The sequence below is a fragment of the Nonomuraea sp. NPDC050556 genome (assembly GCF_044457355.1).
Lineage (GTDB): Bacteria > Actinomycetota > Actinomycetes > Streptosporangiales > Streptosporangiaceae > Nonomuraea.
The window spans coordinates 2,543,262-2,555,165 of the sequence record NZ_JBITGU010000001.1; the positions used below are offsets into that span (position 1 = coordinate 2,543,262).

11 protein-coding genes are annotated in these 11,904 nt (G+C 68.2%); 4 read left to right on the forward strand and 7 right to left on the reverse strand.

Translation table 11 applies throughout. The annotated features are described in order from the left end of the window. Positions 1-2: 2 nt before the first annotated feature. Positions 3-893, reverse strand: coding sequence for an ABC transporter ATP-binding protein (locus tag ACIBG8_RS12350; RefSeq protein ID WP_397342748.1), 891 nt, complete (start codon positions 891-893; stop codon positions 3-5). 165 nt (positions 894-1,058) lie between these two features. Between ACIBG8_RS12350 and ACIBG8_RS12355 the strand changes: the two genes are divergently transcribed. Genes ACIBG8_RS12355 through ACIBG8_RS12365 form a run of 3 tightly spaced genes read left to right on the forward strand, consistent with a single transcriptional unit; the run spans position 1,059 to position 3,999 of the window. Continuing rightward, on the forward strand, positions 1,059-1,991 hold the full coding sequence (locus ACIBG8_RS12355; protein WP_397342749.1) for a thioesterase family protein: 933 nt from the start codon (positions 1,059-1,061) through the stop codon (positions 1,989-1,991). A gap of 24 nt (positions 1,992-2,015) precedes the next feature. Next, the gene (locus ACIBG8_RS12360) at positions 2,016-3,470 is read left to right on the forward strand and encodes a 4-hydroxyphenylacetate 3-hydroxylase family protein (RefSeq protein ID WP_397342750.1); all 1,455 of its coding nucleotides are present in this window, start codon (positions 2,016-2,018) and stop codon (positions 3,468-3,470) included. 7 nt (positions 3,471-3,477) lie between these two features. Further along, positions 3,478-3,999, forward strand: coding sequence for a flavoprotein (locus tag ACIBG8_RS12365; RefSeq protein WP_397342751.1), 522 nt, complete (start codon positions 3,478-3,480; stop codon positions 3,997-3,999). On the opposite strand, the gene ACIBG8_RS12370 is transcribed toward ACIBG8_RS12365, so the two are convergent. The 5 genes from ACIBG8_RS12370 to ACIBG8_RS12390 all read right to left on the reverse strand — a co-directional run bounded on the left by ACIBG8_RS12370 (position 3,965) and on the right by ACIBG8_RS12390 (position 10,050). Next, positions 3,965-4,795, reverse strand: a complete 831-nt coding sequence (locus tag ACIBG8_RS12370; protein WP_397342752.1) for a thioesterase family protein — start codon at positions 4,793-4,795, stop codon at positions 3,965-3,967. The two genes, ACIBG8_RS12365 and ACIBG8_RS12370, sit on opposite strands and share 35 nt — an antisense overlap. A gap of 26 nt (positions 4,796-4,821) precedes the next feature. Then, positions 4,822-5,559 carry an ABC transporter permease gene (locus ACIBG8_RS12375; RefSeq protein WP_397342753.1) on the reverse strand — a complete coding sequence of 246 codons (738 nt, stop codon included), beginning with the start codon at positions 5,557-5,559 and terminating at the stop codon, positions 4,822-4,824. Between the two features lie 142 nt (positions 5,560-5,701). Continuing rightward, complete coding sequence (locus ACIBG8_RS12380) at positions 5,702-7,441, reverse strand: non-ribosomal peptide synthetase (protein ID WP_397342754.1); 1,740 nt, start codon at positions 7,439-7,441, stop codon at positions 5,702-5,704. Continuing rightward, positions 7,438-8,352, reverse strand: a complete 915-nt coding sequence (locus ACIBG8_RS12385) for a ParB N-terminal domain-containing protein (protein ID WP_397342755.1) — start codon at positions 8,350-8,352, stop codon at positions 7,438-7,440. The genes ACIBG8_RS12380 and ACIBG8_RS12385 overlap by 4 nt, the downstream gene beginning before the upstream one ends. A gap of 1,008 nt (positions 8,353-9,360) precedes the next feature. After that, entirely contained in the window at positions 9,361-10,050 is a 690-nt protein-coding gene (locus ACIBG8_RS12390; protein ID WP_397342756.1) for a ferritin-like domain-containing protein, read from the reverse strand. Positions 10,051-10,350: 300 nt separating this feature from the next. Between ACIBG8_RS12390 and ACIBG8_RS12395 the strand changes: the two genes are divergently transcribed. Continuing rightward, positions 10,351-11,145 (forward strand): hypothetical protein, encoded by a 795-nt coding sequence (locus ACIBG8_RS12395; protein ID WP_397342757.1) that lies wholly within the window; start codon positions 10,351-10,353, stop codon positions 11,143-11,145. 127 nt (positions 11,146-11,272) lie between these two features. Here the strand turns inward: ACIBG8_RS12395 and ACIBG8_RS12400 are convergent, their stop codons facing one another. Then, positions 11,273-11,746 (reverse strand): hypothetical protein, encoded by a 474-nt coding sequence (locus tag ACIBG8_RS12400; RefSeq protein ID WP_397342759.1) that lies wholly within the window; start codon positions 11,744-11,746, stop codon positions 11,273-11,275. Positions 11,747-11,904: the final 158 nt, after the last annotated feature.

Genomic DNA, 11,904 nt, shown 5'->3' on the forward strand with positions numbered 1-11,904 from the left:
CGTCAGGACGCCTCGACGTCCATGCTGCGCATCCCGGTGAGGTTGATGAACACCGTCTCCAGGGATGGCCTGATGACGTTCACGGCCTCCAACCGGCCGCCGCCGGCCGTCACCTGGGCGATCGCGGCTGCGATGTCGTCGCCCTCGATGACCTGCTGCGTGCCGTCCACGGTCAGCTCGATCTGGCCGCCCCCGTGCTTGCCGACCAGGTCCTCGACGTCGCCCGCCGCGATGACCTCGCCGTGGTTGACCATGACGACCGAGTCGCAGGTGGCCTCGACCTCCTGCAGCTGGTGGCTGGACAGCAGCACGCCCACGCCCGCCTCGCGGCGCCGCGCTATGGCGGCGAACAGCAGCTCGCGGGAGCCGACGTCGAGGGCGGCCGTGGGCTCGTCCAGCAGGAGCAGGTCGGGCATCGCCATCAGGGCGGCGGCCACGTGGACCATCCGCTGCTGCCCGATCGACAGGTCCTTGGGCAGCTTGCCGAGCAGCGGGCCGAGCTCCAGCTCCGTCGCCAGCTCGGCGAGCACCTCCTCGGCGGTGTCGACGCCCGCCAGGTGCCCGAAGAAGGTCAGGTTCGTCGTGACGGACAACCCCGGGTACAGCTCGATCTCCTGCGCGGCGATCGCCACGGGCGAGCGGCCCGGGATCCTGCTGGGCGCGATGTCCACCTCGCCGGAGTCCGGCTTCAGCAGGTTGGCCATGCACCGCACGGCGGTCGTCTTGCCCGCGCCGTTCGGCCCGATCAGGCCGACCACCGAGCCCGGAGGGACATCGAGGTCGAGGCCTTTGAGCGCGATCACGCCGTCGTAGGTCTTCCTCAGTCCGCGTACCCGCGCCGCGGGCCGGGCCGGGGCTGGGACAGCCGCTCCGGATTCATCGTCAACGCTCATACGGGCCTCCCGGCCGATAGTAGGGGTCGACCCCACGCGCCCGCACATCCTGCCATTCCTGGCTCTCGCGATGAACTGACCAACTGCGGCATTCCCACAGTCGGCACCTTCGCGAGCGAAAAACGCTGCTGTTGGCTGGCATTTCGGGCGTGGTAGACGTCGCGTATGTCGAATCTGGAGCGGCAAACCGCGGTCGAACGTACAGGCGACGGGACCTACCGAGGCGAGATCGTCGAGGACTGGAAGATGTGGGTACCGGTCGGCGGGTACCTGACGTCGATCGCACTGCGTGCGGCCCAGGCCCACGCGTCGAGCACGATGACCAGGCCGGTCAGCGTGTCATGCCACTACGTGAACGAGGCGAAGGTCGGCCCGGCCGACCTCGAAGTGACGACGTTGCGCAGCACCGACCGGGCGTCGTCGTTCCTCGTGCAGATGAAGCAGGACGGCAAGGACATCCTCACCGCACTGGTGGCGGCCGCGCCCAGCGTCGACGTCGGGCCGACCCTCAACTGGCAGGAGGCGCCAGAGGCGCCGTCGCCGGAAGAGGGCGAGGCGACCATCCTCGACGACGACGTGCTCGCGCTCATGGGCGACGAGCCGTTCTGGAAGAACCTCGAGTTCCGCATGATCAAGGGACTGATGGGGTCGCACAACTACCCGGGGGTCGAGGACCTCACCGAGGAGGAGATGAAGTACGTGCCGCGGCGCGACGCGCACATCCGCGGCTGGCAGCGGATGCCGTGCGGCGAGGGGCAGAAGGACCCGTGGGTCGACGCCTGCCGTTCCATCATCATCACCGCGGCGATGCAGTTCGCCACGGTCGCCGACCCCTTCACCCCGCCGCTGACGTTCATCGCGCCGACGATGAGCCTCACCGTCGACTTCCACACCTTCCACCCCGAGGCGGACTGGTTGCTCGCCGACGCCGTCGGCAGCCACGTGGGCGACGGCATCCTCGGCGCGGAGACCAGGCTCTGGACGCAGAACGGCGACTTCATCTGCACCGCCAACTCCAAGATGACCTACCACGACTTCTCGGAGCCGAGCACCTCGGAGCGCCTGGGCAAGTCGTGGTTCGAGCTGACCGAGGAGTGACGGCGAGGAGCCGGGGACAAGCCGATGCGTAAGGGTGCAGATTATCTGTCCGCAATCGGGGACGAGCGCGAGGTCTACGTCGACGGCGAGTGCGTGCGCAACGTCGTCGAGCATCCGGCGTTCGCGCCGATCGCGCGGACGGTGTCGGAGCTTTACGACATCGCCGCCGACCCGGCGAGCGGGATGACCGCGTACGCCAGGGAGACCGGCGGCCTGGCCAACATCGTCTACTCGATGCCGCAGAGCCACGAGCAACTGGTGGCGAGGCGCAAGGCGATCGAGACCTGGGCGCGGCACTCCCACGGCTGGGTGGGCCGCGGCCCCGATCACGTCGGCTCGTTCCTGGCCGGCTTCGCGGCTCACCCCGAGGCGTTCCGCTCCGAGGAGCACGACTTCTCGGGGAACGTCACCAGGTATTACGAGCGGTTGCTGCGCGACAGCCTCTACGTCTCGTACGCCATCATCCCGCCCCAGGTCTCCCGGATCACCACGGCGCACGCGTGGGAGGGCGACCTGATCCAGGTCGGCGTGGCCGAGGAGCGCGAGGACGGCATCGTGGTGCGCGGTGCCCAGATGCTCGCGACCGCGGCGGCGGTCGCGGACGAGATCTTCGTGTCGTGCATCAAACCGCTGACGCCGGAGGACCGCGACTTCGCGATCAGCTTCGTGGTGCCGATCTCGACCCCCGGTCTCAAGCTGTACTGCCGCCGTCCCTACGCCTCGTCCGCCACCAGCCACTACGACTACCCCCTCAGCAGCCGCTACGACGAGACGGACGCGCTGGTCGTCTTCGCCGACGTGTTCGTTCCGTGGGAACGGGTCTTCGTCTGCCGCGACGTCGACGGCCTGAGACGCCAGTTCTTCGCCACGGGCGCCCACATCCTGGGCAACTCGCAGGCGCAGATCAGGTTCGCGGCCAAGCTGCGGTTCCTCGCAGGGATCGCGCGCAAGGTCGCGCAGGCCACGGGCGTCGAGCGGATCCCCGGCGTGCAGGAGAAGCTCGGCGAGCTCGCGGCGCTGGTGTCCCTCGTGGAGTCAGCGGTGCTCGCGGCGGAGTACGGCGCCCAGCCGGACGACGCCGGGTTGTGGCTGCCCCAGCCGCGTTCCCTCTACGGCGCGATGGCCATGCAGTCAGAGCTGTACCCGCGGGTGCTCGCCATCCTGCGCGAGCTGACCGGCGGTGGCGTGCTGCAGGTGCCGTCGTCGGTCGCCGAGCTGCGCAACCCCGCCACCCGTCCGGACATGGACCGGTACGTCCAGTCCCCCGGCGTTCCCGCGCAGGAACGGGTGAAGCTGTTCAAGCTGGCATGGGACGCGATCGGCAGCGAGTTCGCCGGTCGCCACCACCAGTACGAGATGTTCTACGCGGGCGCCCCCTACGTCGCGAAGGGATACGCGTACCGCAACTTCGGGTACGAGGAGTCACTGGCCGAGGTGGAGGGGTTCCTGGCCTCCTACGGTCTTGACGACGGCTGGTGAGCGACAGTTGCCCGACGACAAGGTTCTCTACGTGATCATGTGCGCGGCCGGCGTGGCAGTGGACGCCGGCCGCCTGGTGGAGCTCGCCCAGGACGAGGGGTGGATCATCCAGGTCGTCGCCACGCCGTCGGCCCTGGACTTCATCGACGTCCCGGCGCTGGAGAAGCAGACCGGCCGCCCGGTGCGGAGCACCTACCGCAAGCCGAACGAGCCGAAGTCCCCCCGCGCGAATGCGATCATCGTGGCTCCGGCGACGTTCAACACGATCAACAAGTTCGCCCAAGGCATCACCGACTCCTATGCCCTGGGCGTCATGGCCGAGGCTCCCGGCCTGGGGATCCCGCTCGTGGTCCTGCCCGCGGTGAACGGCGCGCTGGCCAAGCGCGTGCCGTACCGGACCGCTGTCGAGAGCCTGCGCGCCGAGGGGGTCCACGTCGTGCGGACCCCCGAGGGGAACGGCGCGTTCCCGTGGCACCTGGCGCTGGACGCGCTGTCTATGAACGGAGCTCCCGGCAGAGCAGGGTGCTGAAGCCGGAGGCGATCAGCGTGCCGTCCGAGCTCCACAGGCGGTTCTGGCCGGACACCAGCCCGTCGTCGGCGATGTCGGCCATGCCGTCGACCAGCAGCCACTCGGAGTCCGGCGCCGCGTGGTGGAACTGTATGGACAGGTCGACGGTCGGCGCCAGGTAGCTGATTTCGTACGGTCGCCCCTTGCTCGCCGCCGCCCAGGTGTTGGCGTCGAGCAGGATCACCGCGCGGGCCGCGTCGACGAAGGGGTCGTCGAAGGTGGCCTGCGGCAGGAAACGCCACCAGGCGCCCCACCGCGCCTCGGCCGCCGCCGGGTCTTCCGCGCCCGGGTGCTGCCAGGGGAAGGGCTTCCACTCGATGTTGTGGAACATCGGCCACGGCGGCTTCGCCTCGGCGCCCATCAGGTCGATGATCGACAGCAGCTCCTCGTGTCCGGGCAGGTCCGGCCGCCGCACGTGGTCGTGCACGAGCCCGACCAGGCCGTTGGCCACCATCCAGACGAGAAGCTCGCAGACCGGGCGGCCCTCCTGCGACATCGTCACCCGGACGGACTCGGCCCGCCTGGAGGTGCGGAGCGTGGTGAGCTCGATGTCGATGGGACCGTGCCGGGCGGCGGACAGGAAGTGCGCGGACATCGACGCCAGCCGCGGCAGCACGCTGTGCGTCTGTACGGCACGCAGCCCGAGCGCCGCGACATAACCCCCGTTGGGGCCCCAGAAGTCCCACTCTGCCGAGATCTCGGCCTGGTACCGGCCGTCAGCCCCTTTGACGACGATGTCGTCGGCGAGGTTTCCCACGTCTTCCGTCCTTCCGTCCGGCTTCGTCAGGCGAAGAAGGTCTTGCGCTGCTCGTGCTTGTAGAAGATCCCCGACAGCACGAAGCAGACGGTGGCCATCCCGGTCAGGACGGCGATCGGGACGATGACGTCACCCAGTCCGGCCCCGTCGGCCAGGATGCTGTGAAAACCCTTGAACGACCAGTAGACCGGGGAGACGGGGGCGATCGCCTGGATCCAGCCGGGGAAAGTGTTGATCGGCGACAGCGCTCCCGCGATCCCCACCAGCAGCATCGTCCCGACGCTCACCAGCGAGTTGAGCTGGGCGATGCTGGTGCAGACGACGGCCAGCAGCAGTCCGATGCCGAGCTCGACGGCGACCAGGGCGATCGTCACCAGGGCGAGCCCCAGCAGGCTCCCGCGGATCTCCATGCCGAACGCCAGCCAGCCCAGCGGGAACAGCACGATGTACTGCAGCAGGAACATCACGGCCAGCGGCGTGAGCTTGCCGATGATGACCGCGAACGGCCGGGTCCCGCTGGCCCGCAGGCGGTCCCAGGTCATCCAGCCGTGGTCGCGGTAGAACGCGAGGCCGATGGCGGACAGGCCGAAGAAGCCGAACAGCGCCGCGAGGCCGGGGATGGCCCGCGCCGGGCCGCCGACGATGCCGTTGGCGAAGAAGGCCAGCAGCAGGCCGGGGATGATGATGAGGATCACCACGATCCACGGGTTGGTTCGCAGCAGGCGTGCCTCATGGCGCGCGATCACTAGCGCTCGAGATTTCATGATCTCCTCAACGGCCGGGTCGTGGGGGTGCGCTGCCGTACGATCAGGTGGTTCCACCTTGGCCGCAGAGCCTGGCGAAACACAACCGTGGAACCTTTACTCGCACGTTTCGCGCTGGTTCGCGGGCGAGTGAGGAATTCGCTCAGTCAGGCAGTTTCTGAGCTTCGGCTTCGGCCAGGTTGGTGGCGATGTCGCTGATCCGGCCGGCCTTGTAGAGCGTCTTGAGCGGCAGCCGTACGCCGCGGTCCTTCCTGATCCGCCCGATCAGCTTGGCGGCCAGCAGCGAGTGCCCGCCGAGCACGAACAGGTCGTCGGACGGCCCCACCTCGTCGACGCCGAGCAGCTCGGCGACGACCGCGCACAGGTACCGCTCGTGGTCCGACCGCGCCTCGCGGCCGGGGACGGCGCGCCGCCGCGGCTCGGGCAGGGCGTTGCGGTCCACCTTCCCGTTGGGCGTGAGGGGAAGGTCGGGCAGCTCCACGATCGCGGCGGGGGTCAGGTAGTCGGGAACGTTCTGCGCCAGGTACTCGCGCAGGACGTCGGTGTCGCAGCCGTCGGTGACGACGTAGGCGACCAGGTGCTTGCCCAGGTGCTCGTCGTCCCTGGCGATCACCGCCGCCTGCCGTACGCCTGGGTGACGGGTCAGGACCGTCTGCACCTCGCCAGGCTCGACGCGGAAGCCGCGGATCTTCACCTGGTCGTCGGCGCGCCCGTGGAACATGAGCTGGCCGTCCTCGGCCACCGAGGCCAGGTCGCCGGTGCGATACAGCCGCTGACCCGGCTCGAACGGGCTGGCCACGAACCGCTGCGCGGTCAGCGCCGGCTGCCCGAGATAGCCGCGCGCCAGCCCGGGGCCGCCCACGAAGATCTCGCCGATCTCCCCCGCTCCGACCGGGTGGAGGTCGTCGTCGAGCAGGTGCACGACGGTGTCGGTGAACGGCCTGCCGATCGGCACGCCCGCTCCCGCGTACGGCTCGCTGATGGTCGCGCCGACGGTCGTCTCGGTCGGGCCGTAGCCGTTGAGCAGCGTCCTGCCGCGCGACCAGCGCTTGGCGATCGCCTCGGTGCAGGAGTCGCCGGTGGACACGATCGTCGCGCCGATCAGCACGTCGTCGTCGAGCGCCGCCAGCACGGCGGGCGGGAGGGTGGCGTGGGAGATGCGGCCGTCGCGCAGCAGGTCGTGCAGCCGCGCGTCGGGGCCCCGCGCCGGAGCCAGGACCAGCGTTCCTCCGGAGAACAGGGCGGAGGAGTAGTCCCAGAAGGCCGCGTCGAAGCTGATCGAGGCCCACTGGAGGACTCTGCTGCCCGGCCCGACGCCCAGCGTGCGGCGCTGGGTGTCGGCCAGCGCGGCCATGCCCTGACCGGTGATCACGACGCCCTTCGGGGTGCCGGTGGAGCCTGAGGTGTAGATGACGTACGTCGCGTGCGACGGATGCGCCGGTGTGATCCGTTCCGCGTCGGTGAGGTTGCCCGCGCCCAGCCCGGCCAGGGCTGCCCGCGTCTCCGGCCGGTCGAGCTCGAGGCAGACGATCTCGTCTGCCAGGAGCCGGGCGTCCTCCACGGTGGTGATGGCCAGCGCTGGGCGCGCGTCGCGGATCATGAAGGCGAGTCGTTCCCTGGGGTAGGTCACGTCGAGCGGCAGGTAGGCGCCACCGGACTTGAGCACCGCCAGGATGGCGACGACGCAGTCCCACGAGCGCGGCAGCGCCACGGCGACGATCTGCTCGGCGCCGACCCCTTCGGCGACCAGCCGCCTGGCCAGCCGGTTCGCCCGCGCGTTGAGCTCGCGGTAGGTCAGCGAGATGCCGTCGTACTCGACCGCGGCCTGGGTCGCGTGACGGCTGGCGCACTGCTCGAACAGGGCCGCGGCCGTGGCCGTCACGGCATGCCCTGGCTACGGCTGCGCATCTCGTCGGCGACGCTGAGCCACGAGTTGGCGAAGGAGCAGGCGAGGTCGGCGATGAGGCTCGAACAGTGGTCGGGGACGTTGTCCGCCAGGAACTCCCGGCCCTTCTCCACCTGCTGGCACTGCGAGTTGAGCCAGCGCAGCATGGCGCGCCCCTTGTCGGTCATGCGGACCGTGGGGTCCTTGCTCAGCTTCTGCAGGATCTCGTCACAGCAGTCGAACGACTGCAGGCTCTTGATCCGCTCCTGCAGCTTGGACTCCGGCGTGACCTGCTCGTTGGGGTTGCCGGGGCGCCGCCGTTCAGGGACGGGGTTCTCCCCCCTGCGCAGCCGGTCGCGGACGTCGCGCACGGTACTCGGCGAGATGCCTGCCTTACGCGCGATCTCCCGCGAGGACGAGTCCGGATAAAGGGTGATGAGTTCGCTGGCGTAGCGGCGGCCGTCGACCGTGTTGAGCGGGCGTACCCGCCCGTCGCGGCCGACCCGCTCGCGCACCTCGGTCAGCGCGGCTGGCGCTTCGCGGCGGATCGCCCCCACCGTCTTGGCCGACAACCCGGCCACCTCGGCGATGGCGCGGTCGGACCAGCGCGGGTAGAGCCTGACGATACGTGCGGCGGCCGCCCTGCGGTCGGAGAGCGAAAGCGGCAGGCCGTGCTGGATGTTCGCCTTCACCGACAGGACGAACGCGTCCGCGTCGTCGCAGTCGTGGAAGACGACCCTGATCGTGTCGTCACCGCGGAGCGTGGCGGCCTTGAGCCGGTGCATGCCGTCGATGACCCGCATCGTCGCGCGGTGGACGAGGATCGGCGGGAGGTCCTCTGCCTCCGCGAGTAAGTAGATATGCTCCACGTCCTCGCCGTCGAGCCGCGGAGAATCAGCCGGCAGCACACTCTCGATCGGCAGGATTTCGAAGTGACCCTCGTAGGGACTGTGTGGCTGCGCCGATAGGTGGGCAGTAGCGCGCAGAGAACGGACTTGTCCGTCGGGAAGAGCCAACCTGTCCCCCTATGTGTTCAAACACCGGGTGCATGTTCTGGATCAGCGACAATGATCGCTCAACACGGACGAGCATCCCACAATCCATAAATTCGTCAAGGCGTGGTAAACGATTACTGTTAACCCTTTCTGACAGGGACATAGTTGAAATGTGTGCTAATTGAAGCGCTTGACTCGCACGCCGGGTCAGCTTTCTTTCCCGTGTCCGCAGCGTGTTGTTAGGGCAAATGAATCGGCAACATTCTGCAGCGTGACCGGACGGTCACGGTCGATGAGGAGGGGTGGGCATGCCGCACACCGGCCAGGGGTATCACCCGCGCTCGGCCGCCCGGATCCACAGGGCCCCAGGCTGATTACCCGCGAGAAGGGGCCTCATGCGCAATCCATTCGACGATCTCAAGAGGAGTTCCGAACGGCACCCTCTTTGGCCGTCGGCCGTCGATTTGCCGGGGGGCTGGGGCGTGATATATGGCCCGGCACTGGGTGACGTATATCAACGACCATTGGATTGATCCGCGACCGGCGCATCTTGTCAGACAAATTCGGTCCGACTGCTACTGATCGCGCTCTTGCCGATCTCATGCATGTTGGCCAGTCCAGAAACTCATTCTTGGCAGTGTTTGCCGATGCCATGACAAGGCGACCCGGCATAACGGCGACCGGGGCGTCAAGGGTGAGATTCGCCCAAGAATCGATCCGGTAAGGGCATTGTGCTGTCAATCTCGGGTGCGACGCGCACACCCCGCTCCACCCCGCCAACCGCAACCGAAACCCTCCCCCACGACCGAAACGACCATGGGTTGCAGGTCATGGCCGGGCAGTGAGGCCGCGGCCTGCGGAAGATGCTCAGCCTGCCGCGCCGTCGCAGCGACCGGCCTTACCTGGCACGGGTGGAGAGCCCTACCGGGTGGATGCTGTGACAACGGCCCGGAACTGCGTCAGCACGTCGCGCAGAAACCGCCACCGTGCCAGGTCCACGGCTTTGAGAGCTCGGCCGTGATCGAGGGCGACCACGGTGACCGTACCGAGCATGAGAATCCACCACGCGCCAACAGTCAGGAGCTGCGCCGGCGGCTCCTGGCGGAGCCGGTGGATATGGAAAGGGACATGGCGTTCCTCATCGGCCAGGATGCGCGCCGCGACCTCGCGGGCGAGGGGGTCGCTCGATCCGTCCCGCAGCGCGCGGTAGTACCGCAGGGCGATCACCTCGGCGATCATCAGAACCATCAGCTCCAGGCGCAGACCCAGGAGGCGGCGCAGCCGTACGAAGACGGTGTCGCTCCAGTGCCCGGCCAGCGTCGTGGCCCCGGCGGCGGTCAGGAGGCGGGCGAGCAGCCGGGCATGGTTCTGCTCCTCGGCGACGAACAGCCGGACTGCCGCAGCGTAGACAGCGTCCCCGGTTGCGGAAGCCTTGTCGATCAGATTCCGGCCATCGCCGTCCTCGCCCACCTGGAAGCGTTGGATGCTCGCGATCAGCGCGGGGGTGAGCTGGGCGCCCTGGCTCCAGTCGGGGTCGGCGGACGCTCGCCGACTCTCCCTTTCCGCCTCGAAGGCCGCTAACCAGGCCCGATCATCCACGAGTTCGCGCATGGACCTCACGGTAGGAGCCCGGTATGCAGGAACCGGGTGCGCGATGTCGAGGTTGTGTGCACACGGCGTAGAGCTGTTTCCAGCGACCAATCTGCCCTCATGAGGTTCGTCGCAGCAGGAGGAAGCCTCTTCCACGCCCGTCCGCGCAGTACGGCGAGCCGACTCTTCGAAGTGATCCTGGAGGTGGTGTCGGATCGGAGCCGTGTTGTTCGTAGCCAAGGTAGGAGGCCGCCCACGATGGCGCGGTCACGACCACAGGAGATGCCGACGATGTCGCACCCGCGGGCCAAGGTCCACCGTATGTTCGAGCTCGTCGAGCCGATCGGGACCGTCACCTTTTCCGACGTGCCGACCGAGGCGTTCCTGGCCCTCGGCATGCGCAACTACTGGGACGGATACTTCGCTGGCCGGGCCGCACCACTCGGACTGGCACCGGCCGAGGTGGTGCACGCCGTCTTCTACAACTTCGCCGACGGCGAGGTGGCGCGCCACATCCCCTGGGTCTGGGGCAAGATCACCCCACAGGAGGCGATCGCCGTACGCGAGCGAGCCAGCGCCGCCGCCCTGCGGCAGGCGATCGGGGAGCTCGCAGACTCCCCCACCCTGGCACGGATCGCCGACCTCGCCACCCGAGCAGCGACCAGCGCACCAACCGAGGGCCGAGCACTGTATGCCGGGCTAAGGGCACTCGACGTGCCCGAGGAACCGGTCGCCAAGCTCTGGCACGCGGCGACGCTACTGCGAGAACACCGCGGCGACGGCCACAACACCGCCCTGGTCACCCACAACATCGGCGGAACGCAGGCCCATGTCCTCCTAGCACTCTCCCTCGGAATGAGGGCGGACGAGTTCGGCCGAATCCACCACCTGCCCAAGGCACAGCTGGCCGCGGTCATCGACGGGCTGCGCGGTCGCGGTCTCGTGAACGACAACGGCAAGCTCACCGACACCGGCCGCCAGATCAGGGAGCGCATCGAGGACCTCACCGATGAGCTGGCGGCCCCGCCGTACGACGTGCTCAACACCGACGAACTCGACGAGCTGATCACAGGGCTCGAACCCATCGCCACCGCACTTCAAGCCGCCGACAACTGAGCAACCGCATCAAACAAAGGCCACAACCTCCACCGATCGCCGCTGCCGCCCGGCAGCTCGAGCTCACGAGACCGAAAGCAGGCCACCAACGGGGGCCAACCCGGCCGCTGGCTCGCAAAGAGTGACGTCAGCCCTCACTGACCGCGAACGGCGCATACCCGACAGGCACCTCGCTCACCTCAAGGTCGGAGAACACCAGACTCAGGACCTGGGCTTCGGTGGTGATACGTACCTCGTGGAAGTCGATACCAAGGGCAGCAGACCACTCGCGCGCCTTGGCCGAGTCAACGATGATCTCCGCGCCGGGGTAGAGGTTCTGCCAGCGCACACCCCAGACGAAGCCGTCCACCGCCTGTTCCGGATCTCCCAGCAGGGAGTCGTCCAGGGAGGTCTGCCACGTCTTCGGAGACACCGCTGTCGAGACATGCGCCTCGACGCAGTACTTGAAGACGTAGCGCAGGTTCACCGGCTCAGTCGTTGTCGGGGTGATCGGAATGTAGATCAGCGCCTCGTAGTCGCGCATGTAGTCGGTGTAGGCGTGGAAGACCAGGGCGAAGTCGAATATCTCATCCAACGCCGCCTGAAGTGCCACAGTGTCCATCTCACGCTCCCAGGCGATGGCGCCGGGCATGCCGTTCGCGCCGAGGGTGTTGTGTGTCCAGAACTAGCGGTCTCCCCAGGTGAAGCCGACCGCAACCATGCCGTCCGCGATGTCGGTCACCTCCTCCTTGGTGTCGGACCGCCACTCCAGCCAGTCGA

Excerpts from the sequence above, each read along its gene's own strand:
- ACIBG8_RS12350 (WP_397342748.1), bottom strand. The coding sequence starts at position 893 with ATGAGCGTTGACGATGAATCCGGAGCGGCTGTCCCAGCCCCGGCCCGG.
- ACIBG8_RS12355 (WP_397342749.1), top strand. The coding sequence starts at position 1,059 with ATGTCGAATCTGGAGCGGCAAACCGCGGTCGAACGTACAGGCGACGGG.
- ACIBG8_RS12360 (WP_397342750.1), top strand. The coding sequence starts at position 2,016 with ATGCGTAAGGGTGCAGATTATCTGTCCGCAATCGGGGACGAGCGCGAG.
- ACIBG8_RS12375 (WP_397342753.1), bottom strand. The coding sequence starts at position 5,559 with ATGAAATCTCGAGCGCTAGTGATCGCGCGCCATGAGGCACGCCTGCTG.
- ACIBG8_RS12390 (WP_397342756.1), bottom strand. The coding sequence starts at position 10,050 with ATGCGCGAACTCGTGGATGATCGGGCCTGGTTAGCGGCCTTCGAGGCG.
- ACIBG8_RS12395 (WP_397342757.1), top strand. The coding sequence starts at position 10,351 with ATGTTCGAGCTCGTCGAGCCGATCGGGACCGTCACCTTTTCCGACGTG.
- ACIBG8_RS12400 (WP_397342759.1), bottom strand. The coding sequence starts at position 11,746 with ATGGACACTGTGGCACTTCAGGCGGCGTTGGATGAGATATTCGACTTC.